Below are 26793 nucleotides of genomic sequence, written 5' to 3' on the forward strand. Positions count from 1 at the left end.
ATGACCACACTCGACGCACCGGTGCGCACCGCGCTCGAACGGCTGCTCGACCCCCGCTCCATCGTGGTGGTCGGCGCGTCCGCCGACCCGGCGAAGCGTGGTCATCAAGTCATCCGGGCCCTGCGAGAGGGCGGATACGCCCACCCCGTCTACCCGGTCAACCCGAACACGGATCGGATCCTCGGCCTCGACGTTCACGCATCGATCGATGAGGTTCCCGCAGGCGCCGATGTCGCGTTGATCGCCGTGCCCGCGGCCGCCGTGCCGGGGGTGCTGCGGGAGTGCGCGGCCGCGGGTATCGCCGGAGCGGTGGTGCTGGCCAACGGTTTCGGCGAGATCGGGGCGGACGGCGCGGATCTCGCCGCCGCGCTGGTTGAGGTGATCGAGGAGACCGGGATCCGGGTGATCGGCCCGAACACCTCCGGGCTGCTGAATCTGACCTCCGGTGCGAATCTCGTCGGCTTGCGGGATGTTCCGCGCGGACCCATCAGCGTCATCACGCAGAGCGGGAACATGTTGTTGTCGTTGGTGAACGACGATCGCGCGGCGAAGGGTCCCGGCTTCCACGCGTACGTGGGGTTGGGCAATCAAGCCGACGTCCGCTACGACGAATGCCTCGTCGAACTCGCCCGTCATCCGGAAACCGGTGTGGTGGCGATCCACTCCGAGGGATTCGCCGACGGGCGCTCGTTCCTGGTGGCGGCCGCGCGGACCGTGCCGGAGACGCCGGTCGTGCTGCTGCGCGGCGGGCGTTCGGAGGGCGGCCGCCGCGCGGCGGCCTCGCATACCGGTTCGATCGCCGGCTCGGACGCCGTGGCGACCGCCGTCCTGCGCCAGGCCGGGGTGGAACTGGTCGACCGTTCCGACGAACTCGCCGTCGTCGCCGGAGCGCTCGCCCTCTGCGCTCCCATCGCTCCCGGCCGCACGGTGGCGGTCCTCAGCGATGGCGGCGGTCACGCCGCGCTGGCCGCGGATGCCCTGGCCGCGCGGGGCATCGAAGCGGCGCGGCTGAGCGAGCGAACGCAGCAGCAGTTGCGGCACCTGCTCGGCGCCGCCGCCGCGGTGGCGGGCCCGGTGGACCTCGCGGGCGCCGCCGACGCCGACCCGATGGTCTTCGCCGAAGCCGCCGAGATCCTCATGCGCGACCCGGCTGTCGGTCTCGTGCTGATCATCGGCCTGTACGGCGGCTACCACCTCCGGTTCGATCCAGCGCTGCGCGAGACCGAGGACGCCGCCGCGGGCGCCTTGCTCGCGCTGTCGGCCGAATACGATGTGCCGCTGTTGATCCAGAGCTGCTACGCGAATCTGGACATCGCCAACCACGACCGCCTGCGAGCCGGCGGCGTACCGGTGCTCGGCTCGATCGAGCACGCTGTACGGGTGGTCGCCGCTTTGCGGCGGCGTGGCCTGGCGCGGGCCGACCGCGCCCAGCGCTCCGCGCTGCTCTTGCCGCCGCCCGCCCGGCCCATCCCGGGGTCGGGCGTTCTCGACGAGCCCGCCGCGCGGCGGGCGCTGGCGGACGCGGGAATCGACGTCGGCGGATGGACCTTCGTGCGCGGCGTCGACGCGGTGGGCCCGGCCGTCGCCGCGTTCGGGCGGCCCTGCGCGGTGAAAGTCGTCTCCGCGCAGGTGATCCACAAGTCCGACGTCGGAGGGGTCAGGCTGGGCGTGGTGGCCGCCACCGCGACCGAGCACGCCCAAGGCATCGTCGACGCGGTCACCGCGGAAGTGCCCGGCGCCCGCATCGACGGCATGATCGTGACGCCCATGGCCGAGGCCGGTGTGGAGTTGCTCGTGGGCGCCACTTGCGATCCGGTCTTCGGACCTGTGCTGGCTTTCGGCACCGGCGGGGTGCTGGTCGATGCGGTGCGGGACGTCACCTTCCGGGCCGTCCCCCTCACCGAACCGGAAGCCAGCGAGATGATCCAGGAGACGATCGCTGCTCGGATGCTCGACGGTTACCGGCATCTGCCCGCCGTCGATCGCGGCAGCCTCGCGCGGTTTCTCGTGCGGGTCGGGGACTTCGTCGCCGCGCACCCGGAGATCTCCGAACTGGATCTGAATCCGGTGATCGCGTCGGGGTCGGTGATCACCCCGGTCGACGTGCGAATCGTGCTGGCCGAGAATCTCGCTGGAGAACGTGATGAGTGAGCCGATACTGATCGAGCGGACCGGAGACGTGGTCGTCTGGACGTTGAACAACCCGCGAGCCCGCAATCCGATCTCCGACGCCGACACCATCGACGCCATCGAGGACGCGGTGGCGGCGGCCAACCGGGACCACAGTCTGCGGGCGGCGATCCTCACCGGCGCGGGCCCGGCGTTCTCCTCCGGCGGCAACGTCAAGCACATGCGCGGGCGGACCGGGATGTTCGGCGGCGCACCGGCGCAGTTGCGCCAGTCATACCGGCACGGCATCCAGCGCATTCCGAAAGCCCTCTACCACTGTGAGATACCCACCATCGCCGCCGTCAACGGCCCGGCCGTCGGCGCGGGTCTGGATCTGGCGCTGATGTGCGATATGCGCGTCGCCGCCGCGACCGCGGTCTTCGCCGAGAGCTTCGTCAAGGTCGGGCTCGTCCCCGGGGACGGTGGCGCCTGGCTGCTGCCGAGGGCGATCGGCATGGCCAGGGCCTGTGAGATGGCCTTCACCGGCGAGCCGATCGATGCGAACACCGCACTCGACTGGGGACTGGTCTCCGAGGTGGTCGAGCCGGGCGCGCTCATGGCGGCCGCCCGCGGGCTCGCCGCCCGAGTGTGCGGCAATCCGCCGCACGCGCTGCGGATGACCAAGCGTCTGCTGCGCGAAGGAACACAGCAGACCTTGGACAGCCTGCTCGAACTCTCGGCCGCGATGCAGGCCGCCGCGCACCACACCGAGGACCACCAGGAGGCCGTCGCGGCAATGTCGCAGCGCAGACCTCCCGAGTTCACGGGCCGCTGAGCCGAGTGTGTGCCGCGATCGACCGGGGCGCGGAGGCCGGACGGGGCAGGAAGCCGATATCGATGAGATGGTCGAGATGGCGGTCGAGCAGTTCGATGGACATCGGTGGGCAGCTGATCGCGGATCCGGCCAGCGCGGCGGTGGTGTTGGCGTCGTCGAAGTGGACGGCGCCCGCGCCGGTCCGCTGGCTCAGCGCGAGAGCGCGCGCGAGGCCGGGGTCGCCACCGGCGGCGGAGGTCAGTCTCGCGACGAGTTCGTGCGACGGCAACGGCCGGAGGCGGAACCGCTTGCGCCGCAGCAGGTCCCACAGTGCGGAAAGTGGAATCGAAGTCTGGTTCACCACATGGTGCACCCGGGCGCGGGCCCCGTGCAGCAGGACGTGGACGATGACCGCCGCGACGTAATCGGCCGGCACGAGTCGAACCTCGGCGTCCTCCGCCGGTACGGCGCCGAGGACGACGGCGGCGCGCACGAGTGTCCAGAACGCGTCGTCGGTGCTCACCGCGCCGACGGCGACGCGTCCACAGACGCGGTCGGGCCGATGAACGACCACCGGAAGACCGTGAGCGGCCGCCTGGGCCATCAGTTCTTCCCCAGCCCATTTGGTCAGCGTGTAGCCGCTGCTACGCAGCTGTCCCAGCGTAGGACGAGCGGATTCGGGCACCGGTTCACGCGGCGCCCTTCCGTCCGCGACCGCCACGGACGTGGTGGAAACGAAATGGACAGGGACGCCGCGTGCCAGCGCCAGGCGCAGCACGGTCCGCGTGCCCGTGACATTCGCCGCCCGGAGCCGCGCATAGGGTTCGACGTGATTGACCCGCGCGCCGTTGTGCACGATCGCGTCCACTCCGCAGAGCCCGCGGAACTCTGCTTCGCGCAGTCCGAATCGCGGTTTCGTGAGATCGCCGAGCACCGGCACGATCCGGTGACGCGCGCTCGACCGCCACAAGCGGTAGTGCCGCAGCGCGGCCTCGATCCGTGCCTGCGCCTCGCTTCGATCCGCCGCGCGCACCAGGCACAGTATCTCGGCGTCGGTGCGAGCCGTCAGTTCGCTCAGTTGATGTGCGCCGAGGAATCCGGTCGCGCCGGTCAAGAGAACCCGTGCCGGTGCGGGCACGGACATTCCCGCCGCCGGACCCGGGATGGGTCCGGACTCCCATGCCGTGTCCGCCGCTATCCGCGCGCGCAGCTCTTCGGAGAGCGAGGGCGGCGATGCGGAGGCAGACGAGACGCTGGATCCGATCAGCTCGGCGATCGAGCGCACATATCCCCGCATCCGGTGTCCCATCGAACCGCGACCATTCGGTCCCACCACTATCGTGTGCGGCCGCGGGTGCGGCGAGACCCGTGATCGAGGGGCAATCGGCCGAGGGGCACCAGTTCCGCGGTGGCTAGACCTTGCGATTCTCCGACTTGATGAGCCACGCCAGTTTCTCCAGCGAGGCGGTGATCTGGTGGAGCAGATCGCTGGTGCTCGGGTCTTCGGCGTCCACGGCGTCGTGCACGTCGCGGAGGGTGTCGATCGCCGCGTACGTCCGGGTCGTGATCAGGTCGACGACGTCGGCGGAGTTCACCTCTTGGGCCGGGAAGGGGGAAGGCTCGTCGTCGCGGCGACGGTGTCGGAGCGTCCGTCGGGCACCGCGTCGAGGGCTCGCATCCGCTCGGCGATGGTGTCGCTGCCCTCCCTAGCCGCATCGACGAGTTCGTCGAGCGCCAGGTGCAGGTCGCGGAAGTTGGGTCCGACGACGTTCCAGTGGGCCTGCTTGCCTTGCAGGTGCAACTCGACGAGATCGACGAGGACGCGCTGCAGATCGGCCGCCAGCCGAGGGGAGCCGGTGAAATTCCCGACCTCGTCGGCGAGGCGACGGTTGGTTCGCTGCTGGGCCTGGTGTGCCGTGGTCATGGTTGCACTCCTTTCGAATCTTCACGGAGAACAACGCGGGCTTTATTGGAACCATTCCAGATTGTAGTGTCGGGTAGGTCACGCGGCGGCAGGACCCCGCGCTCATCTCGCCCGTGGCGCGGCGCCGCCGCCGGGGATGGCGGCAGCGTGGACCGTCGTGTATTCGGCTTGCACCTTGTAGTAGCGCGATCGCGGGCCGTAGGCGGCGTAGAGGGTGATGCCGCGTGGCCCCTCGAAGGCGCGCGGCGCTCCGTCGACGAAACGAGTCAGCACCGGATCGAGGTCGCGCGGGAAATTCGCTTCCTGATAGCGCTGCGGGAAGCAGATGCGTCGCATGCGCGGCGACGTCCAGGAGAACGTGCGGTAGACGTTGAACGTGCCGTCGAACAGCGCCAGTTCCTCGTCGGTGGCCGCCACGAAATCCAGATCGGTCAGCATGGTGGCGATGTCGCCGGAGGTGATCGTGCCAGGGGGCAGCACCTGGGAGTACAAGTTCATGGTTCGCCCGGCGAAATCCACCGCGAGGATGCCGATCTTGCCGCCGTAGCGGGTCAAGTGCTCGGCATGCGAGCGTGCCGCGTCCGGAATGCCGGGGAACGCGAGCATCCGCTCGACATCGAGGACATCGGCGAAGAACAGCCAGACCTTCTGCACACCGCCGGTGAGGGAGAGGTCGACGGCCGACCCTGCCGGGACCTCGGCGCAGACCTCGGTCAGCAATCGCTCCATCGGATGTCCGGTGAAGCTGATCAGCCCGGCTTCGCGCAACGTCTCCAGCAGCTCGGCCGGTGCGCCCGAGTGCTGCACCCTGGCGTTGACCTCGCGGTCGGGGACCGGATGGGTCGTGGTGCGCACACCGACCACCGACCCGGTCCATAGATCGGCGAGGGCCTCCAGCGCCGGATCCACCACCGCGGGGTCGTAACCCGCTCGTGCCAAGCGCGCGAATTCCCGCAGATCCCGGCGCAGCCGGTCGAGCGTGACAGTGGCCGATGTGCTGCTCATACGTCAACCCCGAATACTCTCACCGCGGGGTGAGAAGCCAAGTGCATCAACAACGATCGTCACCATAGCCGCGCGGTCCGCCCGGCCGCTACGCGGTGGCCGGCGATCCCTTCGGGCAGAAGACCGCGAAATGCGCTGTCGCCCGAACCATGGCATGTTTGCGGCGTGAACGTGTCAGAGTTGATCTACAACGTCGTAGTCGTCGCGCACCTGCTCGGCATGGCCGCCGTGGTGGGTGGTTATGTGGCCGGGCGCCCCGGCGTCTCGGAGGTCATGGTCTGGGGTGCGCGGTTGCAGGTGGTCACCGGGCTGGTCCTGGTCGGCATGGCCGAATCGATCGACTCGCTCGGCAAGGATCCGAACATGGTGAAGATCGGCGTGAAGCTGGTCGTCGCGGTGGCGGTGGCGGCCTTCGCCGAGATCGGGCACGCGGACCGGAAGCGAGGCAAGCCGGTGCCGTGGCTGACCGACGCCGCCGGTGTGCTGGCGATCGTGAACGTCCTGGTGGCCGTGCTCTGGACCTGAGAGGTGTCCGGCGCCGCGGGGCGCCGGACCTGGCTCAGGACTCGAACAGCGATTGCCCGAGATAGCCGCCCGGTGCGGCGACCCCGGGCGGGATCGCGAACACCGCGGAACCGATCGGTGTCGTCCATACATTGAGGGCGTCGAACTCCGCGAGTCTGCGCTGCACCGGAAGGAACTGGTTGTCGACGTCCCGCTGATAGGCGGCGAACAGCAGACCCGAGTTGGAGGTCGCCCCCGATGCCGGCGCGTCGTCGTAGTTGTAACCGCGGCGCAGGAAACGTTCGCCGTCGTTGGTGTGGTGCGCGCGAGCGATGTGTGACGACGGCGGGATGACCGGAATCCCGTTCGGGTCGACGGCCGTGAAGTCCGGTTCGTCGAACTCGTGTGCTCCGGTCAGCGGCGCACCGTTGGCGACGGTGCGGCCGATGGTGAGTTCCCTTTCCTCCCGGTCGATCTGATCCCAGGTGTCCAGCGTCATCGCGATCCGCCGCAGCACGCACGAGGTCCCGCCGCCCAGCCAGGGCTGCGCGGCACCGTCGTCCCACACCAGCCGGTCGAACTCCGGTGTGCCGGGCGCCAGGTTCACCGTGCCGTCGACCTGACCCATCAGGTTGCGCGGCGTCCGGCCCGGTGCGGCGTCACGGAACCCGCGCTGCACCCAGCGCACGGTGACCAGCGAGGTGACGCTGCGGCACAGCGCACGCACCGTGTGCGACACCGTGGTCGCCTCCTCGGCGCACACCTGCAGAAGCAGATCGCCTCCGGTCCAGGCGGATTCGAGCCGGTCGATGGGGAACGGCGGCAGCGGCCGCAGCCAGGACGGCTTGCGGTGCTCCAGCCCGGCCGCCGTGAACATCGCGGGCCCGAAACCCACCGTGACGGTGAGTCGCGCCGGGCGCAGTGCGAGTTCGGGTTCGGTGTCCGCGAGGGCGGGGCGGCCCTCGGTCAGCCGGGCGGCGTCGCCGGTCCATATCTTCAGCAGGCCCACGAGGTCGTCGCGTCGGACACCCGGTCGCAGATCGAAGGCGACGAACGCCGCGTGCGCTTGCGGGCGGGTGCCGATCCCGGCTTGATGCGGTCCGTAGAACGGCTCCGTCGCCGCGGAGGCCGGTGGATCGGCTTCGCGCCGTCCGGTGCGGGCGACCGCGCCGAGCCCGACACCGGCGGCGCCAGCCGCGGCGGCCCCGCCGCCGACCAGACGCCGCCGGTTGATCCGTGCGGGACGCGGTCCGTTCCGGTCAGCCACCGTGCGCGGGGGTCTGCGCGCCCGCGTGCGTCGCGCCGTCCGCGTGATCGGGCACGTAATTCTCCTGGTTGCCCGCGAAGTCGCGCACCTGAGCGGTGAACGTGCTGGTCGAGCCGTCGTCGAAGGTCAGCGTGACCGACGTCTCCGACCCCGTGCGCAGCGGCGCGCGCAGGTCCATGAACATGATGTGGTCCCCGCCGGGACGCAGCTGGGTGCGGCCGTGCGCGGGAATCACGAAGCCGCCGCGTTTGGGCCGCATCGCCTTCGTCCCGTTCGCGTCGGCGACCACCTCGTGCAACTCGATCCGGCCGGAGGCGGGACTGGTCGCCGAGACGATGGTGCGCGGGGTGTCGCCGCTGTTGATCAGGTCGCCGAAGGCGGCCGACATCCCGCCGTCGGCGGCCTTGACCCACTGGTCGGAGATGGTCACCGCGTCGGCGGATGCGACGGCCTCGGGCTTGTCGGCGGACGAGCACGCGGTCAGGAGAAGAGGCACCGCGGCGACGGCGAGCGCGCCACGCAGAAGGCGAGCGGCGCGCGGTGGAACGGAAAGGTTGTCAGGCATGGAAACTCCACAAGTCGTGAGATTCGGTGTGGTGCGCGCGGACGAGAGCGCCGGGCATGGGCCGATCCGCCGGCGCGCGTCGATCAGCCGCGCTGTCGGTGCACACGCCGGGCATCGCGACGAGACCGGGTGGTCCGGCATCGGGGCCTTCGATCGAATCCCGAAGCCGCCCTGCGGATTCTTCGAAATCGCAGAGCATTCGCGGAGATCCGAATCGTCGGTCGATGCCTCTGTCGCGTACTGCGGGGGCCCGTTGCCGGACGGCGTGTGCCAGTCGCAGCGGACGGCGTGTGCCAGTCGCAGCGGACGGCGTGTGCCGCGACGAGCTGGTCATCCAGCGACGACGGCGACACGAGCGCGACCGCTCGGCGCACCGAAGGCCGCGCCGGCAGCGCCGTCTCGATCCGCGGCCGCGGACCTTGACCCTGGAAATCGGTCCGGCCGAGACAGTCGAGCACCGGCGGGGATTCGCCAGCCGCAGACGACAGCCTGTGCCGGCGCGGACGACCGCGTTCGTGAGCCGCAGCGGCACGGCGACGATCCGAGATCGGAGCGATCGTCGAGCGCGGCCCGGGGTGACGGTGTTGCTCGTCGGCGCGAGGAAGAGGTCAGCGCGGCGGTGGCGGCCCGCGCAGGCCGGAGCCCGAACTGAGCAGTGGGCGACGTGGTTGGGGCAGAATGTGCCCGAAGGCGGGCGACCCGATGCGGGGCGGTGCGCTCGGCCCTTCGCCGAGCACGCGCACCGTGTCGCGCACGTCGGAAGCCGCGCGCAGCACCGCGTGTTCGGCGGCGCGAATGAGCAGCGCGCCCAGCGGGACGGCCGCCAGATGCGTGCCGAGCATGACCGAGGTCGCGCCCGCGTCGTGATGATGCGGGGCCGACAGCGTGGACGCGATGTGCGCGACGGCTTGCGCCACCGCGAGCGTGACCATCATCCTGCCGAGGCCGTGCCGACGAGGTCGCGCCCCGGCCAGCACGCCCACCGCCGCGCAGGCGGCGATCAGCAGGGCGATCGGCGCGGCACCGGGCGCCATCGCGCCACCGCCGAGCGCGTGCGCGGCGATGCTCACCGCCGCGGCCGCGGATCCGACGAACGCGCCGCGCAGTCGCGCCGCCACTACCGTCGGATTACGCACCGGCTCATACTACCGCCTGTCGTAGCGTTTGTTCGCACCGGAACGGATGCCTGCCGGGACGTCCTGCCGAACTCGCCTCGACCTGCCCGGCCGCGCGAGCGGAGTCCAAAGACTGTGTATCGCGGCATTTTTGCCCACAAGTCGGCGACGCATTCATCATCCGGCCGAGCGGGCTACCCGGCACCTGGCATCGTTCCGGTAGGTCAGGCGCTCTTGCGGCATCACGCGGCTCGGCAACCGGTCGGCGGGTCCGGCGGCGCCCGTCGCCACGAAAGACGCGATAAGAGAGGGAATTCGGGACCATGAACGTCCCAGCACTCCGGACGTCGCCGCTCATGTCGTGGAAACCAGCCCGCGGTCGCGTTCTCCCGCACGGCTCGCAACCGAATTGCCGCGGTACCGAGCTCGCGGCCCTTCGGCGTCGGCAGGGCGACAGTCATGAACGTGAACCGGGCGGAACCTCACACCGTGACGGTCGCGTGCACCAGATTGTGGTCGGACACCCCGCCGATGTCGTGGACCGACGCCGTGGTGACGGTCGCGCCGTGCACTACGACATGGTCGATGTGCTGTGACTTCGTGCCCGAGGAACGCGGACGGGTCGGTGGTCCGTCGGCGCTGTGTTCGGCGACCACGAAGTCGTCGCCCAGCGCGGCGGCGACGGTGGCCCGGTCGGTGTTGAAGTCTCCCAGCAGCACCGCGGCGTCCTCCGGAGCGTCGGTGGCGAGTTCGGCCAGGCGGGCCAGCTGATCCGCGCGCCGCCGGTCTCCGGTGACATGGGTGGCGATCACCGTCAGGCCGCCGACGTCCACGACCAGCGCGCCCTTGCCGTGGTCCTGTGCGAAGGATTCGGCGGTCACCTCCCTGCTCGGCTCCGCGGTGAGCACCACGAGGTACTCGCCGCCGTCGAGCAGCGAGCTGGGCATGCGCCGCGGCGTCGGCAGCCGCTGATACCGCATCGCGTGGAAGGTCCGGTCTGGCAGCGCCATTCGCAGGCTGGCCAGCTGATCGCCGCTGACCTCCTGTAACGCGATGATTCCCTCGGTGCGTTCGGCCACTCGCGCGGTGACTTCGGCGATCCGCGCGCCCTCGTCCGGCCAGCGGGTGGCGACGTCCTCGTACCAGTTCTCGGCGTGGACGCGATGCAGGACGTTCCAAGTGGCCACCGTGATCACCTTCGCGATGGTAGGCGAACCGGGTGGAACAGGTTGCGGTGCGGGCGTGCCGATCCGGTGCGCGCTCAGCTCGCGCCGTCGATATCGATGCCCTGCTGCAGCGATGCGATGGCCTGATCGAGGACGCGGTAGAGGGCCGGAACCGAATGGTCCGCCCCCATCATCCAGTGATCGAGGCCGACGCCGAAGGCCGCGAAACAGGCCGAGGCCGTGAGCTGCGGTCGCAGGTCGTCGGCGGGAAGCCGGGCGCGGGCAGCGAAGTTCAGCGCCATCGCGCGCTGGCGTCCCAGTGCTCCGATGAAGTTCTCCCGGCGCAATTCCGGGTTGCCGACCAGCAGCTGCCTGGCCCGGCGCGCCGTCTCCGCCTGGCGGTCGCGCGACGGGACGTCCCGCTCGTCGAGCAGGAAATCGCGCAGCGCCGCCCGCAGTGCGGTGAGCACCGATTCGCTCGCCGGGCGCCGGTCGACGGCGGCGAGCAACTGTGCCATGAGGTCTTCCTCGTGGCTGAAGACCACCGCGAGCTTCGACGGGAAGTGACGGTGGAAGGTGCGCCGGGAGACCAGCGCCGCGTCGGCGATCTGCTGCACCGTGGTCTGCTCGAACCCGTGCGACTCGAACAGCCGCAGCGCCGCGTCGACCAATTCCCGTCGCACGCGTGCCTTCTCGCGTTCCCGCGCGCCGTTCACACCCGTCATGCCCGCACTCTCTCCGCGCGATGTCGCCCACCATTGATGTCTCAAAGTGACACTTTAGCGGCTACAGTGTCTCGACGAGACACCAAACCGATGACCGAGAGGTGGCGCCATGTCGGTGCGACGCGCAGGAATCACCGTGGCCGTGGCCGCACTGCTTTTCGCTGGTCCTCCGGTGGGTTCGGCCCTGGCCGATCCCGCCCGTGGCGCGGCCGCGGGCACGGTCGCCACCGACGAGGCGCTGCCCGGACAGCTCTGGATCGAAGGCGCGGGCGCGGCTCGCCGCTTGACGTACTGGACCAGGACCTCCGACGATCGACCCGCGCTGGCCGGCGGCGCTGTCTTCGTTCCCGCGGGGACGCCGCCGAGCGGCGGCTGGCCGGTGCTGTCCTGGGAGCACGGGACGGTCGGCCTCGCCGACGAATGCGCGCCGTCGGCCGCGGGCCGCAGCAAGCGCGACCTGGATTATCTGGCAACCTGGTTGCGCCAGGGCTACGCCGTCGTCGCGACCGACTACATCGGCCTCGGCACCCCGGGGCCGCACGCGTACCTGGACGGGCGCGCCGAGGCGCACGCGGGGATCGACATGGTGCGCGCGGCCCGCGCCGTCGACGATTCGCTGTCGTCGAAATGGGTGGCGATCGGGCAGTCCCAGGGCGGCGGGGCCGCGGTGTTCACCGCCTCGCTGGCCACGGCTTACGCCCCGGAACTCGACTATCGCGGCGCCGTCGCCACCGGCCCTGCCTCCAATGTCGTCGAGGCCGCCTCGTTCCTGGGGCCCGACGCGCCCCCGATCGACAACGCGCACCTCACCGCCTATGTCGCGTACGTGCTGAACGGACTGAAGGCGGCACGGCCCGGCTTCGATCTCGACAGCTACCTCAGCCCGGTCGGCAAGCAATTGGCGACCGCCGCCGAATCGCTGTGCTTCCAGCCGCTGGCCGACCGCGCGCAAGGGATCTCGGTCGACCGGCTGTTCTCGCGTCCGCTCGCGGACGGCGATTTCGTCGCGACGGCCCGGCCGGTGATGGACGTTCCGCTCACCGGCTACGACCGGCCGCTGTTCATCGGGCAGGGCACCAACGACACCGACGTCCCCGCCCCGCTGACCGCGAAGCTGGTCACCGATATGGAATTGCACGGAGTCCGGCCCGAAGTCCACGTGTATCCGGGCAAGGATCACAGCGCCACGATGGCCGCTTCGCTGTCGGACAGCATTCCGTTCGTCGCGCGCCTGTTCGCCTGACCCGCGTACGGGCCGCGGCGCTCAGGCGCGCGCGGCCGCGGGCTCGGGGTCGGTGGTCTCCGGCAGCGCCGAGGTGGGCTTGCGCGCCGGAATGGCCAGTGCGACCAGCGCCGCGAGCACCGAGACGGCACAACCGATCAGCAATCCGGTGCGGAAACCGGCCTCGGTGGGGATGGTGTGCCCGCCGAGACGGGTGCTCATCTGCGCGAGGACGACGCCGACGACCGCGGCCGAGACCGTGGTGCCGATCGAGCGCATCAGGGTGTTGAAGCTGTTGGCCGACGCGGTTTCCGACAGCGGGACCGCGCTCATGATGAGCGCGGGCATCGAGCCGTAGGCGAGGCCGACGCCGCCGCTGCACACGCAGGTCACGATGAGCAGCCCCCAGGTCGAGCCCATCAGAGCGACCGACGAGCCGTAGCCGATCGCGATCACCATGCTGCCGACGGCGAGCGTCACCTTCGGCCCGCGCGCGGCCGAGAGCCGGGCGCCGAGCGGCGAGACCGCCATCATCACCAGCCCGGCGGGCGCCATCCACAATCCCATCGCCAGCATGGATTGCCCGAGCCCGTAACCGGTCGCCACCGGCAGTTGCAGCAATTGCGGCACGATCAACGACTGCGCGTACATGGCGAATCCCACCACGATCGAGGCCGCGTTGGTCAGCAGCACCTGCGTGCGCGCGGTCACCCGCAGATCGACCAGCGGGTCCGCGGTACGCAGTTCCCACCAGCCCCAGACCGCGAGGACCAGGACCGCGACCGCGAACAGGCCGAGGACGGTTCCGCTCGTCCAGCCCCAATCGCCGCCCTTGGACACCGCGAGCAACAGGCACACCAGCGCCGTGCCGAGGCCGAGCGCGCCCGGGACGTCGAAACCGCCGCCGCCGCGCGCCGGGATGGCGGGCACCAGCAGCCAGATCAGTGTGGCCACACCCGCGCTCAGCGCCGCGGAGCCCCAGAACAACACGCGCCAGCTGGCGTTCTCGGCCACCGCGGCGGCCAGCGGAAGCCCCAGCGCGCCACCGATGCCCATCGACGCGCTCATCACCGCGATGGAGGTGCCGAGGCGTTCGGCCGGCAGGACATCACGCAGCGCGCTGATGCCGAGCGGTACGACGCCCATGCCGATGCCTTGCAGGCCGCGACCGGCGATCATCGGCACGACCGAACTCGCGAGCGCGCAGACCACCGATCCGGCGATGAGCGGAACCGTGCAGGCCAGCAGCATGCGGCGCTTGCCGTAGAGATCGCCGAGGCGTCCGGTGATCGGGGTGGCCACCGCGCCGGCGAGCAACGTCGCCGTGATCACCCAGGACGCGTTGGACGCGGTGGTGTCCAGGATCCGGGGCAGGTCCCCGATCAGCGGCACCACCAGGGTTTGCATCAGTGCCGCGACGATGCCCGCCGCCGCGAGGACGCCGACGATGCCCTCGGACCGAGCTGCCGATGGTGCTGTCACGCGGGTCTCCCTCTCTCTCAATTCTTGTGCACCGTACACATGAATTGCACTATGCACAAGAGTTGTATTATGCAAATGCGCTGGTCCGGCCATGGGGGTGTGGTATAGGTGCGGAGATAAGCCCGGCAGCTGGCGAATATCGGCAGGAGCGTTGTGTGGACAAGCCCGTATCTTCGGTGGAGTTCGAGACCATGCTGCTGGGGCGGCACAGCCTCAGCGCCAAGGCCCGCCGAGGTCGCGGCCACCTCGACCGCAGCGCCTACACGGTGCTGAGCAGACTGCGCGTGCAGGGCCCGATGTCCGTGGGCGAGCTCAGCGACGCCTTCGGCCTGGACACCTCGACGCTGCACCGGCAGACCACGGCCATGCGCGCAGCCGGCCTGATCGAACGCATCCCGGACCCGGACGGCGGCATGGCGCGCAAGTTCCGCATCACCGCGGAGGGCGGCCGCCAGCTCGACGCCGAGCGCGCCTACAACGTCCGCGCCCTGGAGAACGTGCTGGCGGATTGGTCGGCCGGGGACGTCGCCGCGTTCGCCGCATTCCTGAAGCGGTTCAACACCGACATCGAACGCATCGACAAGCGTCCGTGGCCCCGGCCGTGAACGCCGGACCGCGCCGGCGAACGCACACGAAATCTCCACAATCGACGCCGGAACTCTCCACAGCCGGTGGCTAGGGTTCGGTGCATGGAACACAGCGCACCGGCGCAGGCCGCACGGCGGATCCTGGTGGTGGACGACGAGCTGACCATCGCCGAATCCGTCGCCGCGCGTCTGCGGGCGGAGGGGTACACCGTCGACCTGGCGCACGACGGCCCCTCGGCCGTTGCCGCCGCCGAGGCCGTCGGTCCCGACCTGGTGGTGCTCGACGTCATGCTGCCCGGGTTCGACGGATTGGAGGTGTGCCGCCGCATTCAGGCGCGCCGTCCGGTGCCCGTGCTCATGCTCACCGCGCGTGCCGACGAAACCGACCAGCTCGTCGGTCTCGGCGTCGGCGCGGACGACTATCTCACCAAGCCGTTCTCGTTGCGCGTGCTCGCCGCCCGGGTGCACGCGCTGCTGCGCAGGCTGGAACGGGCGGCCGACCGCGACGGCGCGACGATCCTGGTCGGCGACCTGCGGATCGATGTCGATCAGCGCCGGGTCTGGCGCGCGGAGGTCGAGGCCCTGCTCACGCCACTGGAGTTCGATCTGCTCGCCCGGCTGGCCCGTCGCCCGCGCACGGTGCTCGCGCGCGAGCGGCTGCTCGAAGACGTGTGGGACTGGTCCGACGCGGCGGGCACCCGCGCGGTCGACAGTCACATCAAGGCGTTGCGCCGCAAGCTCGGCGCCGACCTGATCCGCACCGTGCGGGGCGTCGGATACGCCCTGGAGGCCCGATGAGCGCCGGTCCCGCGGGCGCTCCCGGGGTGGGAAGCGGAAGGCCCGCACCGGATTCCACCGAGTGGCGGCGGGTGCGCCGCGTGAGCGACCGGATCGCCGAGCTGCTGCCCCGGCCGCTGGACCCGGTGAAGTCGATCAAGTTGAAGCTCGCCGTCCTCATGCTGTGCTCCGGCGGCGTGGCGTTCGGATTCTTCCGATTCAAGATCGGCTGGCTGCCCCCGCGCACCACGCTCACCGCGGTGGGGATCGCGTTGCTCACCTCGCAGTTCCTCGCCCACGGCATCACCAGGCCGCTGCGGGAGATGACCGCGGCGGCCAAGCGCATGGCCCACGGCGACTACACCCTGCGGGTGCGGGCGAGCTCGCGCGACGAAGTGGGGCAGCTGGCCGAGGCGTTCAATCAGATGGCGGCCGACCTCGCCGCGGCCGACCGGCAACGCCGCGATCTCATCGCGAACGTGTCGCACGAGTTGCGCACGCCCATCACGGCTTTGCAGGCGGTGCTGGAGAACCTCGTCGACGGCGTCTCCCAACCCGACCCGGCGACCCTGCGCACCGCGCTGGCGCAGACCGAGCGACTCACGCTGCTGGTCTCCGAATTGCTCGACCTCTCCAGCATCGAAGCGGGCGTGTTCCCGCTCGACCGCGAGGAGCTGCCGATCGCGCCGTTGCTGGCCGACGTCGTCGCCGAGGCGGAGGTCATGACCGCCGCGCTCGGGCGCGGCGTGCGGTTCCGCACCGACGTGCCGCCCGGCGCCGCCCGCGTGTACGCCGACCGTGCGCGTCTGCACCAAGTGCTGTTGAACCTCCTCGACAACGCCGCGCGCCACGGGCCCGCGGGCGGGGAAGTCCGCGTCACCGTGCGCGCCGCGCAAGGCGAGGTCGTGATCGACGTCGACGACGACGGCCCCGGCATACCGCAGGCCGACCGCGCCCGGGTGTTCGACCGGTTCACCAGGGGCGGCCGCACCGCGGGCGGGGGCACCGGCCTCGGCCTGGCCATCGCCCGCTGGGTGGTCGACCTGCACGGCGGCACCATCGCGGTCGCCGAGCCGGGCTCCCGTATCCGGGTCGTGCTGCCCGGCCGCTGATCTGCCCATCATCCGACCCGGACCGCCAGGGCGGTGCCGGGGTGATTCCGCACGCCTATCGAAGGGACGAACCATGCCACCGGAACCCGAATCCGACCCCGCGGCCGCCGTGCTGTGGAGCGCCGAATCCGCCTCCGCGGCAAAGGACTCCGAGACCGCGGCGATCGCACCGCCGGTCGCGGGACCGGAGGCGCCGACGGCGAGCCCCGCGCCGGGCACACCGGACAGCGCGTCCGTCCGGCCTTTCCCGGGCGGACCGACTGTCCGTCGGCGGTTACCCAAGTGGCGGCGTGTGGCCTGTCCTCCCGGCGTGATTCCCGCCGCGCTCGTCTCGGGTCTGGCGGCAGCGATTCTCGTGCGCTGGGACCGGCCCGGCATCGGCTGGGTTCTCGCGGCCGTTGTCGCCGCGACGGCGGTCTTCCTCGTCGACCGCAACGCCCGCAAGGCCGTGAGCGCGACGGAAGACGCGACCGTGAAAGCGGCGCAGAAGGCCGAAAGACCAATCGCTCTATGGATTTCCGCGCGTACAGCACGGTTCGTGGGGCGAGTGTGGTGGGCGACGCTCGCGCTCGCCCTGCTCGCGGTAGGCGCCGTCCGCGCCGCGGGCTGGCTGTTCACCCTGTGCGTCATCGCGGCAGCTGTCGCCGGTTCGCTGGCGGTCGTCGGCCGCCGCTCGGCGAACGGCGTGCTCTACGACACGCTGGCGGTGGGGCTCGAAGCGGTCGCGGCGGTGCCGTGGGCGTACGCCGGCACCGCGGGGGTGCGCGGTGCGAACGCGCCACGCGCCAGGCGGCTCGGAATGTCGGTGGCGGTGACCGTGGCGTTGCTCGCGGTGTTCGTTCCGTTGCTCGGCAGCGCCGACGCGATGTTCGCCGAGCTGCTCGACACCGTGACGCCGGACCTGGACGTGCCCTCGCTGGTGCGGTGGATCGTCCTGTTCGCCGTGGTCGCGCTCGGCGCGCTGGGAGCGTTGTTCGTGCTCGCGGGCCCGCCGCCGCCCGCTACTGCCCGAGCGGCTGGGCGAACGCTGCGCCGCTCGGAATGGGCGCTGCCGGTCGGTGCGCTCGCGATCCTGTTCGCGGCCTTCGTCGCGACCCAGTTCGTCGTGCTCTTCGGCGGCGACGACCATGTCAGGAAGACGGCGGGGCTGACCTACGCCGAATACGCGCGCAGCGGGTTCTGGCAGCTGTCGGCCGTCACCGTCCTGACCCTCGCGGTGCTCGGGGTCGTGTTGCGCTGGGCTGGTCAGGACACGCCCGCCGACCGGTGGTGGCTGCGCGGGCTGCTCACGGCGGTGAGCGTGCTCGCCCTGGTGATCGTCGCCTCCGCGCTCGGCCGGATGTGGACCTACCAGCGGGCCTACGGCTTCACGGTGCTGCGCCTGCTGGTGGAGGCATGCGAACTGTGGCTGGGCTCGGTCTACCTCCTGGTTCTGGCCGCGGTGCTGGGGCTGCGCCGGGCGTGGCTGCCGCGCGCCGTGCTCGGCACCGCCATGGCGACCTTGCTGGCGCTGGCCGTCCTGAACCCGGAGCGGCTGATCGCCGAGGAGAACATCGATCGCTCGCAGCGGGGCAAGGCGCTGGACACCGAATACCTGGTCACGCTCTCGCCGGACATCCTGCCCGCGACCGAACGGCTTCCCGAGCCGCTGCGTGCGCAGGTGCGTGCCGAGCTGCGGTCGGGTCTCGGCGACGACACCTGGCAGAGCTGGAATCTGTCCCGGGCAAGAGCGCGGTGAGCTCCCGTGCAATACACTTGTATTATCGCTGATCGTGGGTTATAACTGGCCTGAGTGGGCGCTGTTGTCGCTGGTGGGAATCGACCCGCGGGAAGTGCTGCAGGTGCTCATGGGCGCTCGCCGATGGCCTCGGCGGGCGCGCGGCCGGAACGAGCTCGCGGTCCTGACGGTGTGGGGCCGGACCGAGGCGGGCCGGCCGCTCATCGTCGCTGTCCGCCGCACCGAGGGCTGGCAGTGGGACATCCTGGGCGCGGTCGAGATGACCGAGGCGCAGGTGGCCGAACTCGAGCGTTGGGAGCACGCCGATGACTGACTATCCGACCAACCCGGAGGACGTCCGGGACTTCCTGTCCGGTCTGGAGTACAGCGACGCGCCGGTCGAGGCGGCCGACGTGCCCCCGCCGCTGCGCGCCGAGGACACCGTCACCGTCACCACGTCGTTGCGCATCCCCCTGGAATTGCACCAGCGGGTGAAGAAGGCCGCCGAACAGCGCAACGTGACCATGTCCGCGCTCATCCGCGACTGGATCGAACTGGAACTGGCCGCCCTGGAGAACGACCAGCCCATCTCACGCGCCGATGCCCTGCGGGCGCTGGCCGCCCTGCACCCCCTGCGCCAGTCGGCTTAGTCGGCGGCGGCCGCAGGCGGTCCGCCGCTCGTCTCCCGTGCTCGAGCCACTGCGAGTATGCGCTCCAGGACGGTCACCGTATCCAGCTTGTCGAGATGACGGAAGGCGGCACGAAGCCACCTGGCCGTGGTGTGGGTGATGGTCGGAGAATCCGTGACCAGGTGTTGCCGCCGCTCGGGAGGCAGGCCGAGATCCGCCGCGCCGGGCTGTGGTGCGCGTGCCGGGGCATCGTGCAGACGATACAACGTGATCCGCAGAGCTGCAATCGCTTTCAGTCGGTTCATTGGCAGGGTATCGCCGCGTCCTCGTTCATCCGGCACCGGTTCCCTCGCGGGTCAGGAGCGGTCGAGTTGCGCGGCGACTCGTCCTCCAACGAACTACATCGGCTTCGTATGACGACCTACCGCTGAGAATTTCCGGCGTGGGCATTCATTCGCGGCACGGGCCAATTCACGACGGCCCGGATTTACGTGGAGTGGATCGCGGTACCGAGCTTTCGGAACGTGACTGGCAGCCGCTGCAAGGAGGCTATACAAGACTCTCGCCCTGTTTCGCCCATACCTCTGGTGCAGCGTCGGAAACCGACCGGTTCGGGCGAAGCGAACGATGGTCGGCTTGCGAAAGCGTTGCGGGGGTGCGACGCTGACCTCGGCGAAATCCGAACGTCTTTCCCGGCCGTCGGTGGTTGCGCAGCGCAATGCCCAGGTAGCGCCGATCGAAAGGTCGAGGTTTGTGAAGAAGAAGAGCGCACCGATCCGGCGGAACAAACAAGTAGAACGGCATCCCGACATCCTCTCGGTGCACGGCATCGGAAACGAGCAGGCCGGTACGATGGTCAACGCGATTATTCCCGTACTTCCTGCTTTCTACGCAGCGGAACCCGCGAAGATCGAGGAGGTGGTATGGTCGGATGAGCTGAAGAAACCGAATCGTTTCCTTTTCGGGCTGTGGGCTCTCCGCAGTGCGCCCATGCTATTCTTTCTGGCCCTTGCCCACGATGTCAGAGATACGGACCCTGGCGTATCCAAGCGGCTGTCACGCTTGTCCGTCGTCATCTTGAGCGCGGTATCGATCTACATCATGAAAGTTCCGGTCGGCATATGGATCGCTGTGGTGATCATACCCATCGGGTGGTCCGACAACTCGCGGCGACAACTCTACAGGTTGATGATGCTGAGCATCCCATTCGGGCTGCTCCTGTCTTTCATCGATATTCGATGGATTGCCGTGTCGGTTGCGGCGGGGGTTGCCGGGTTCGTCGCCTGGGAAAAGAACATCGTCCATGCGGTATATTTCGCCGTTGCCCGCGCGGATGCGGTGACGCATATCGTTTCGGATATTCGGGAACGAATAGATCGAAAGGTGACAAACAGGGACGGATTAATAGTCGTCGCCCATTCGATGGGCGGCTACCTCACTCGCATGGCGCTTATGGACAGGACCGAGCGCCGCGAACCGACGACCGAGTGCCAGAATGTGTCGGTATTGACCTACGGGTCCGGATTCCGTCCGATACACATAGTGGTCCTGATGTTCCGCTCGCTGCGCACTAGGCTACTGGTCTACGCGTACTGCATTTGTACGATCATCGCAATCGCGGGGCTCAGCTTTGCATCGGGTGTCTTCGTCAAGAGCTTCTACGGCTATCATGTAGAAAGCAAAGTGGTCGACGAGTGGTATGCCGAAGCCGACCGCGAATTCTTTGCGAACCACGACATATGGCACAGATTCTGGAGTAGTTTCTACCATTTGGGTTTCGAGACTTTCCACACGGCCGACGGCATGGTGTCCAGCCTCGTTGTGGCGGCAATAGTGCTCGGCTATGTCGCGCTGGTGGAGAAACTGGCCAGGATCATCTTCAATCGTCTGGAGGCAGAAGGAGATTGGAGGCCCGTCCGGTGCAAGGACTGGATCGACTTCACGACGGTGCATGATTCTGTCGGCCGCATCGCAGCGCCTCCGGTACCCGGTGCTGTCCAATATTCGGTTCCCGGGTTCGGTCTTCCGCTGATCGATCATCCGATCAGATACTACTTGAGACCAGGCTCGGTCGGCGGAAGTGTCCTGCGCACGCTCGTCATAGGCCGGTTCCGGCAGGAAGAATTCCGCCGAAGAACGTCGGATCAACTTCAGATTCTGAGCTACGTCGATCGAATTCGAGATCTCGTCCTCATTCTCGCCATAATAGGGATCGTTTCGAGCGGACTGCTGTTCCATGCCGGTTTGGGTTCGATGGGTCTGGTATTCGCAGTCGTTTACGTAGCGGCGGGATCACTCCGACAAGTTCTCTACCGCAGAGTCTCTGGCAGGCTGGGAAACAACCCCCTGGCCTATCTCGTGCTCGAATCCAAGCACCCCCCGGAGTCGAAGCCGGTCGTTACTGCGGTTCTGCTGTCCGCTCACCTCGCCGTTTCCATGGTTTTTCCCTACATGTTGATGACTCGTACGCATATACTGGAGACATCTCTTTCGGACAAATTGCATCCGCAGTACAGGTTGGTCGGCGGGTTGTTTCTTCTGATTGTCGTCTACGACTTCCCGAAGTACCAGCAATGGCTGTACCACCTGATCGGTCTATTGACCTACATATTGTTTTCGGCCCTGATAATAAACGCGCTTCGCGCACTTCTCTCGTTGCGGGTCTCATCGAAGCTGATCGTGATTCAAGCTATAGCCGGCGCGGGCAGCATGGGTGCTTTGCATTACTTGACCTCTGAATTCGATGTAACCATGAAGTGGGAGAGCGTCGTGTACGTGGTAGGGTATTCGGTTCTTTGGCTTCCGTCGTTGTTCTTGGCCTATATCTTGAACCGATCCGATCGATGAGGTGTCAATTCGACTGATCGCTGTCTCGTGGCGCGACGGCTTTCCCTACCTCTCTGGCCAGCACTGACTGCCAGTACTCGGCGTGGCTTCCGGTGAGCTGCATGTAATCATCGAAAATTTTGTCCAGTTGCGCGCGCTTGTCCTCCGGATCGGATGCCCTGAGGTAGTTGAAGCGCTCGCGGAGCGCAACCAGGTCGTTGTAGATTACCTTGCGTTTCAGCCAGTACGCGTCGAGGTTCCAGTAGGTCAGGAGACTCGCGATCAAGGTCGTGAGCGCGACTATTACCAGGGCGACATTCCTGGACACAGTCGCATAGGTCTCGCTGTCGATCTGCAATCCGAGCAAGATGGTGGAAACCCCGCCGAGCACCATCGCGCTGATATGTAGGAACCACGACGCGCGGCGCAGCGTATTCTTTCGTGTTCCGTGGCTTTCCACCGCGCTGTCGAGCAGTTCTTTCAGGTGCTTCTCGAGATCGGCCGACACTCGGACAGGGTACCTGTGTCGGCACGGGATTCGAGCGCCGAATCCGGCGGTCACGCGCCCGCCGCGACGATCGGCTCAGTCGGCGGTCGCGGCGGTCTCGCGGGTCAGGACGCGGTCGAGTTGCGCGGCGAACTCGTCCGCGGCGGTGCGGTAGCCGACGTGGTCGCCCGCGAACTCGACGAGGTCCAGGCCGAGTTCCTTCGCGAGTACGGCGTTCGGGAATCCGGGGAAGGTGTCTCGCGATTCGTGCCCGACGCCGAGCACCAGGCGGTCGGACGCCGCGCGCAACGCCGTCAGGTCCGGAGCGTAGCGGGGATATTGCCGCAGTTCGTGTTCCATCCAGAACAGCAGGTTCTGCTGGATCCTGGTGACCATCGCGGCGACTTCCGGCGGCAGCTGCTCGACCGGGGGAGGCGGTGTGGGCCGCATGCCGATACCCGCCGTGAACTCGGCCATGGCGGCGGACGGCCCGTCGGTCCTGCTGCGCTCGTGGATGCCGTCCAGGAAGCTGAGCCACTTCTCGCCGTCGGGCAGCAGCGTGGCCAGCGGTGGTTCGTGGGCGACGAGCGTGCGCACCAATTCCGGCCGGGCGCGCAGCAATTCGAGCGCGACGATCGCTCCGGAACTGCTGCCGAGCACATGGGCGGGCTCGTCGGTGAGGTGGGTGAGCAGCGCCGCGGCGTCCGCGCCGTCGGTGACGATGCGATCGTGCGGCGGGCCGTCGAGGGGGCTGCGGGTGAAGCCGCGCCGGTCGTAGGCCACCACGGTGTAGCGGTCGGCGAGTCGTTCGGCGATGGCGTCGAAGCCTCCGGCGTCGCCGTTGCCGCCCGGGATGAGCAGCAACAGCGGGCCTGCGCCGCGGATCTCGTAGTAGAGGGTCGCGCCGGGCACGGCGAGGGTGTGCTGGGTCGGTACATCCATGGGAAACGCTCCTGAGAGATGGGACAACTGGCGCAACGCCTCCCGGATGACCGGTAGCGCGGGAACGGGGGGATCGGCCTCGACCCATCGGTCGATGGCCACGCGCAGTGCTGCCGTGACGGCCCCGGCCACGACCTGCGGGAACATGTCGGCCTCGATCGCGCGGCCGGTGCGCTCGGCGATGGCTTCGGCCAGCGCGGCTTCGATCACCGCCTGTGATCTACGGTATTCGCCCTGCAACGACGGCGCGCGGGTGATCAGGCGAACGCCGGCGGTCCAGGCGGAATCGGGTGGCTCGGCGTCGCGGAACTCCGCCAGCACGGCGTGGATCACCGCGGGCCACAGCGGTTCGGTGGCCGGTCGGGCGCGCAGGTCGTCCGCGATCCTGCGGGCCCGGTCCACCGCCACCGAGCAGACGGCCTCGTACTTGCTCGCGAAGTAGTTGTTGAACGTGCGCGCGGAGACCCCGGCCGCCGCGGCGATGTCCTCGACGAGAACGTTGTCCAGCCCGCGCTCGACGGCCAGGCGCAGCGCCGCGAAACCGAGCGCCTCGCGGGTGGCGAGCTTCTTGCGCTCGCGCAGGCCGAGGACGAATGCCACACGTCCACGGTAGCGAAACTTGCGTGATGCGCAAGATTGCGTGATCGGAAAAAATTGGGGGAGGGCGAGTTCGGTAGCTTGGCAAACCGGACCGGCCGTGGCAGCGACGAACTGGCTGGCGACAGCAAATCTTCGCGCCGATCTGCGGCGTAGTCCGTGCAAGCCGAATCCCGCCTGGAGCAACCGCTATCGGCGATACGAGCCACGCAAGGAACGGTCGCCTCCTGGCACCTGGTGCGCTACGCCGATGATTGCCCGCCCGTCCGGGTCGTCGCCGGTCTCAGCTCGATTCGGAACCGATCCCGTCCAGCGCCCGGCGCACCGCATCGGCCGGGTCGGCCGCGCTCACCGTCGCCGCCACCGGCCACCCGTCCGCGTCGCGGATCTCCCAACCGCCCAGCGCGACAACCGGTATGCCACCGCGCCGGCGAGCCAGCGCGACCTCCGACAGCGTGCCCCACGAACCGCCGATGACGATCACCGCGTCCGCCGACTCGACCAGGATCGCGTTGCGCGCCTCGCCCATGTTCGTGAACAGCACCGCCGACAACCCGGGACACACCGCGGCGCGGTCGGTGTCCGGCCGCACGCCGATCACCAGTCCATCGGCCGCGGCGGCGCCAGCGGCGACCGCGGCCATCACCCCGGACCCGCCGCCGCACAAGACGGTGACTCCCGCCCGCGCCAAGAGGCCGCCGACCGCACGCGCCCACTCCGCTTCCCGCCGAGTGCACTCCCTCGGCCCGCAGACCGCGACCTGCCGCACCGGCGTCACCGGTCCGATTCCGCCGGCCGTGGCGATACGACCGACGCCAAGCGCTCCCGCAGCGCGATGGCATCGCGCGGCGCACGCACTTTCGCGTCATTGTCGAAATAGGTGTAGACGTCCAGCGTTCCGGCCCACGCGCGAATCTTCTCCGCCCACATGTCCAGACCCTCATCGGTGTATCCGCTGACGTAGAGCTCGTCGTGCCCGTGCAACCGTATGTAGACGAAGTCGGCGGTGACCTCTTCCAGTAGCGGATACTTGCCCGCCGCGTCGGCGACGACGAGGGCCACGTTGTGGCGGCCGAGCAGATCGGTGAACGCCGGGGTCAGGAAGCTGTCGTGCCGGATCTCCATGGCATGCCGCAGCGGCCGGTCGGCGTCGGTGCTGGTGTACGCGGGATCGACGCGGTGATCGTGCCGACGAGCGATCTCCGCGGCCTGCTCGGTGCCGCGCGGCAGGCGGGACAAGAAGTCGTCCAGCACGTCGGCGTCGAAACGGAACGTCGGCGGCAGCTGCCACAGGATCGGCCCCAGCTTGGGTCCGAGCGCCAGCGGCCCGGAGGCCAGGAAGTTGGCCAGCAGATCGTCACCGTCGCGCAAGCGCTTCATGTGCGTGATGAATCGGCTGCCCTTCACCGCGAAGAGGAAATCGTCCGGCGTCTGCTCGGCCCACTTCTGATAGCTCGATGGGCGTTGCAGCGAGTAGAACGACCCGTTGATCTCCACGCTGTCGAGCTGTTCGGACAAATAGGTCAGCTCGCGCTTGTGCGCCAAGCCCTCCGGGTAGAACGTCCCACGCCAGGGCGGGTAGACCCAGCCCGACGTGCCGATCCTGATCTGGCCCATCTCTCCATGGTGGCAAACGCGCTACGCCGATGGCGTCCTCGCCGCCTTGCCGACCGGCCAGGCCACCGCCAGCGCCGCCAGGAACGACAGCAGCGACGCGCTCATCCACGCCTGCGCGGTGAAGTGCAAAGCCTGCCGGACCCGCTCCCAGAACTCGGTCCACACTCCGGCATCACCGGGATTGATCAGTTGATACACCGCGAACCCGGCCAGCCACGCGAGCACCATGCCCCATCGCGCCGGCGCGTCGGGCGCGGTGTTCCACTCGCGGTGGCCGCGTAGGAAGAAGTCGGCGACCAGCACGCCGAGCAGGGGCACGAAGACCGAGCCGATGAGTCCGAGGAAGCCGAAATAGTCGGCCATGTCCAACCACAGGGCCGAGACCGTGATCAGCGCACCGAGGCCGATCGAGAGCGCCCTGCGGTCGACGCGCGGCGCGAGGTTCTGGATCGACACGGCGGTGGAGTACACATTGGCGAAGGATTGGTCCGCTTCGCGCAGTACGAAGACGAAGAAGAACAGCGCGCCGAGGTTCACTTGCAGAAACGGCGCGTACGGTCCGCCTTCGCCGGTCGCGAGCGCCAGCGCGAACAGGCCGAGGACGTAGGCGACGATCTGGGTGAGCGCGTACGCGCCGCCTGCCGCGCCGAACGCGGAGCGACCGGTGCGGGCGTGCCGGGTGTAGTCGGCGGCGACCGGCACCCAGGAGATCGAGACGGCCAAGGCGGCGTCGGTGGCGATCCAGAAGAGATTCCAGTCGACGCCGAACGGACCGCTTCCGCTCGGGCCCGGATTCGCCCGCAGATCGGGCAGACCGGCGCGGAAGAACTGCGCGTAGAACCAGATCAGGGCGATCACGACACCGGCGGTCACGAACCTGCGCAGCAGACGGACCGAGCCGAGCGGCCAGATCGTGAGCACGGTCGTGAGCCCGCCCGCGACCACGACGTAGAGCCAGTGCGGTCCGCCGCCGAACAGTTCACCGGCCGCGTCGCCGATGACGATCAGCTCGAACGTCCCCCAGCCGATCAATTGCGCGATGTTGAGCACGGTGGGCAGATAACTGAGTTTCGCGCCGAACAGCCCGCGCAGCAGCACCATCGCGGGTTGCCCGGTGCGGGCGCCGGTGAGCGCCGCCGCGCCGAGCATCAGCCCGCCGACCAGGGTGCCGAGGACGGTCGCCAGGATGCCCGCCGCGATCGAGATCCGCGCCGCGCCCGCGGCGTCCGGCGCGAGCACCGTGTACGCGCCGGAGAACGCGATGAGGCTGACGCCGAGATTGGCCCAGAACGCACTCTGGTCCCAGAACGAGAGCACTTTGGGGGCGGGCTGGTCGAGGGTCAGCGGGGCTTCTCGCGCCGCGTTCGCGCGGGTCGACGACATGACGGAAACGCTCTCCCTACGCCGGCATTACCCGGACAGGTTCATGCGGTCGGCGACGCGTGCGGTTCGCCCTCTCAGCCCGGCCGTGCCCGAGCTCCCGCGGTGGGGTGATTCCGGCGAATAGTACACCCGCGCCAGTTTTCGCGCGCCGGGAACGAGGGCACGACGGAGCGGGCGAGCGCGACCGCGCTGACCCGCTTTCGGGGCATCGACGATGTGCC

The 26793-nt window shown here is 69.0% G+C and carries 25 protein-coding genes, 1 pseudogene and 1 riboswitch; of the genes and pseudogenes, 11 read left to right on the forward strand and 15 right to left on the reverse strand.

The annotated features are described in order from the left end of the window. Both NB3_RS27500 and NB3_RS27505 read left to right on the forward strand, forming a co-directional pair. On the forward strand, positions 1-2151 hold the full coding sequence (locus NB3_RS27500; RefSeq protein ID WP_067809154.1) for an acetate--CoA ligase family protein: 2151 nt from the start codon (positions 1-3) through the stop codon (positions 2149-2151). Further along, a complete protein-coding gene (locus NB3_RS27505; protein ID WP_067809156.1) occupies positions 2144-2944 on the forward strand; it encodes a crotonase/enoyl-CoA hydratase family protein in 801 nt (266 codons plus the stop codon). The genes NB3_RS27500 and NB3_RS27505 overlap by 8 nt, the downstream gene beginning before the upstream one ends. Here the strand turns inward: NB3_RS27505 and NB3_RS27510 are convergent. The 3 genes and pseudogenes from NB3_RS27510 to NB3_RS27520 form a co-directional block, all read right to left on the reverse strand. Further along, on the reverse strand, positions 2931-4232 hold the full coding sequence (locus NB3_RS27510; RefSeq protein ID WP_084823728.1) for an SDR family oxidoreductase: 1302 nt from the start codon (positions 4230-4232) through the stop codon (positions 2931-2933). The two genes, NB3_RS27505 and NB3_RS27510, sit on opposite strands and share 14 nt — an antisense overlap. A 103-nt stretch (positions 4233-4335) precedes the next feature. Continuing rightward, positions 4336-4847, reverse strand: a pseudogene (locus tag NB3_RS27515) (Dps family protein). A gap of 102 nt (positions 4848-4949) precedes the next feature. After that, positions 4950-5852 (reverse strand): aromatic prenyltransferase, encoded by a 903-nt coding sequence (locus NB3_RS27520; RefSeq protein ID WP_067809161.1) that lies wholly within the window; start codon positions 5850-5852, stop codon positions 4950-4952. 219 nt (positions 5853-6071) lie between these two features. On the opposite strand from NB3_RS27520, the gene NB3_RS27525 reads away from it, so the two are divergent. Next, positions 6072-6377, forward strand: a complete 306-nt coding sequence (locus tag NB3_RS27525; RefSeq protein ID WP_067809244.1) for a hypothetical protein — start codon at positions 6072-6074, stop codon at positions 6375-6377. 34 nt (positions 6378-6411) lie between these two features. On the opposite strand, the gene NB3_RS27530 is transcribed toward NB3_RS27525, so the two are convergent. The 5 genes from NB3_RS27530 to NB3_RS27555 all read right to left on the reverse strand — a co-directional run bounded on the left by NB3_RS27530 (position 6412) and on the right by NB3_RS27555 (position 11194). Then, complete coding sequence (locus tag NB3_RS27530; protein WP_067809162.1) at positions 6412-7623, reverse strand: Dyp-type peroxidase; 1212 nt, start codon at positions 7621-7623, stop codon at positions 6412-6414. Then, on the reverse strand, positions 7616-8188 hold the full coding sequence (locus NB3_RS27535) for a copper chaperone PCu(A)C (RefSeq protein ID WP_067809163.1): 573 nt from the start codon (positions 8186-8188) through the stop codon (positions 7616-7618). Before NB3_RS27535 ends, NB3_RS27530 begins: the two co-directional genes overlap by 8 nt. 608 nt (positions 8189-8796) lie before the next feature. Continuing rightward, positions 8797-9324, reverse strand: a complete 528-nt coding sequence (locus tag NB3_RS27545; RefSeq protein ID WP_157112038.1) for a hypothetical protein — start codon at positions 9322-9324, stop codon at positions 8797-8799. A 461-nt stretch (positions 9325-9785) separates the two neighbouring features. Further along, positions 9786-10490 carry an endonuclease/exonuclease/phosphatase family protein gene (locus NB3_RS27550; protein WP_244892113.1) on the reverse strand — a complete coding sequence of 235 codons (705 nt, stop codon included), beginning with the start codon at positions 10488-10490 and terminating at the stop codon, positions 9786-9788. Positions 10491-10564: 74 nt separating this feature from the next. After that, complete coding sequence (locus NB3_RS27555) at positions 10565-11194, reverse strand: TetR/AcrR family transcriptional regulator (RefSeq protein WP_067809170.1); 630 nt, start codon at positions 11192-11194, stop codon at positions 10565-10567. Positions 11195-11303: 109 nt separating this feature from the next. Between NB3_RS27555 and NB3_RS27560 the strand changes: the two genes are divergently transcribed. Then, positions 11304-12437: an alpha/beta hydrolase gene (locus NB3_RS27560; RefSeq protein WP_244892114.1), complete on the forward strand. Its 1134-nt coding sequence runs from the start codon at positions 11304-11306 to the stop codon at positions 12435-12437. A gap of 21 nt (positions 12438-12458) precedes the next feature. On the opposite strand, the gene NB3_RS27565 is transcribed toward NB3_RS27560, so the two are convergent. Then, positions 12459-13898, reverse strand: coding sequence for an MFS transporter (locus NB3_RS27565; protein WP_067809171.1), 1440 nt, complete (start codon positions 13896-13898; stop codon positions 12459-12461). Between the two features lie 155 nt (positions 13899-14053). Here NB3_RS27565 and NB3_RS27570 point away from each other — a divergent pair, with 155 nt between their 5' ends. The 6 genes from NB3_RS27570 (at position 14054) to NB3_RS27595 (ending at position 18741) form a co-directional block, all read left to right on the forward strand. Further along, positions 14054-14503, forward strand: a complete 450-nt coding sequence (locus tag NB3_RS27570; RefSeq protein WP_067809172.1) for a MarR family winged helix-turn-helix transcriptional regulator — start codon at positions 14054-14056, stop codon at positions 14501-14503. Between the two features lie 84 nt (positions 14504-14587). Next, on the forward strand, positions 14588-15283 hold the full coding sequence (locus NB3_RS27575) for a response regulator (RefSeq protein WP_084823730.1): 696 nt from the start codon (positions 14588-14590) through the stop codon (positions 15281-15283). Beyond that, the gene (locus NB3_RS27580; protein WP_084823731.1) at positions 15280-16374 is read left to right on the forward strand and encodes a HAMP domain-containing sensor histidine kinase; all 1095 of its coding nucleotides are present in this window, start codon (positions 15280-15282) and stop codon (positions 16372-16374) included. The genes NB3_RS27575 and NB3_RS27580 overlap by 4 nt, the downstream gene beginning before the upstream one ends. Before the next feature lie 73 nt (positions 16375-16447). Further along, positions 16448-18112, forward strand: a complete 1665-nt coding sequence (locus NB3_RS27585) for a DUF4153 domain-containing protein (RefSeq protein WP_084823732.1) — start codon at positions 16448-16450, stop codon at positions 18110-18112. A gap of 34 nt (positions 18113-18146) precedes the next feature. Beyond that, positions 18147-18425: a hypothetical protein gene (locus NB3_RS27590; RefSeq protein ID WP_067809176.1), complete on the forward strand. Its 279-nt coding sequence runs from the start codon at positions 18147-18149 to the stop codon at positions 18423-18425. Then, entirely contained in the window at positions 18418-18741 is a 324-nt protein-coding gene (locus NB3_RS27595) for a ribbon-helix-helix domain-containing protein (protein ID WP_067809178.1), read from the forward strand. The genes NB3_RS27590 and NB3_RS27595 overlap by 8 nt, the downstream gene beginning before the upstream one ends. Here NB3_RS27595 and NB3_RS27600 read toward each other — a convergent pair. Beyond that, positions 18738-19025, reverse strand: a complete 288-nt coding sequence (locus NB3_RS27600; protein ID WP_067809180.1) for a hypothetical protein — start codon at positions 19023-19025, stop codon at positions 18738-18740. The two genes, NB3_RS27595 and NB3_RS27600, sit on opposite strands and share 4 nt — an antisense overlap. Before the next feature lie 322 nt (positions 19026-19347). Here NB3_RS27600 and NB3_RS27605 point away from each other — a divergent pair, with 322 nt between their 5' ends. Further along, positions 19348-21567 (forward strand): hypothetical protein, encoded by a 2220-nt coding sequence (locus NB3_RS27605; protein WP_157112039.1) that lies wholly within the window; start codon positions 19348-19350, stop codon positions 21565-21567. A gap of 4 nt (positions 21568-21571) precedes the next feature. On the opposite strand, the gene NB3_RS27610 is transcribed toward NB3_RS27605, so the two are convergent. The 5 genes from NB3_RS27610 to NB3_RS27630 form a co-directional block, all read right to left on the reverse strand. Next, a complete protein-coding gene (locus tag NB3_RS27610; protein ID WP_067809184.1) occupies positions 21572-22054 on the reverse strand; it encodes an SLATT domain-containing protein in 483 nt (160 codons plus the stop codon). A 75-nt stretch (positions 22055-22129) separates the two neighbouring features. Continuing rightward, the gene (locus tag NB3_RS35965) at positions 22130-23575 is read right to left on the reverse strand and encodes an alpha/beta fold hydrolase (protein WP_218020649.1); all 1446 of its coding nucleotides are present in this window, start codon (positions 23573-23575) and stop codon (positions 22130-22132) included. Between the two features lie 280 nt (positions 23576-23855). Beyond that, complete coding sequence (locus NB3_RS27620) at positions 23856-24350, reverse strand: SLOG cluster 4 domain-containing protein (protein ID WP_244892115.1); 495 nt, start codon at positions 24348-24350, stop codon at positions 23856-23858. Next, complete coding sequence (locus NB3_RS27625; protein ID WP_067809186.1) at positions 24347-25189, reverse strand: DUF72 domain-containing protein; 843 nt, start codon at positions 25187-25189, stop codon at positions 24347-24349. Before NB3_RS27625 ends, NB3_RS27620 begins: the two co-directional genes overlap by 4 nt. Before the next feature lie 21 nt (positions 25190-25210). After that, on the reverse strand, positions 25211-26572 hold the full coding sequence (locus NB3_RS27630; RefSeq protein WP_067809188.1) for a purine-cytosine permease family protein: 1362 nt from the start codon (positions 26570-26572) through the stop codon (positions 25211-25213). Continuing rightward, positions 26569-26683, reverse strand: a riboswitch (TPP riboswitch). It overlaps the preceding gene by 4 nt. Positions 26684-26793: the final 110 nt, after the last annotated feature.

The sequence above is a fragment of the Nocardia beijingensis NBRC 16342 genome, assembly GCF_001612785.1.
GTDB classification, from domain to species: domain Bacteria; phylum Actinomycetota; class Actinomycetes; order Mycobacteriales; family Mycobacteriaceae; genus Nocardia; species Nocardia beijingensis.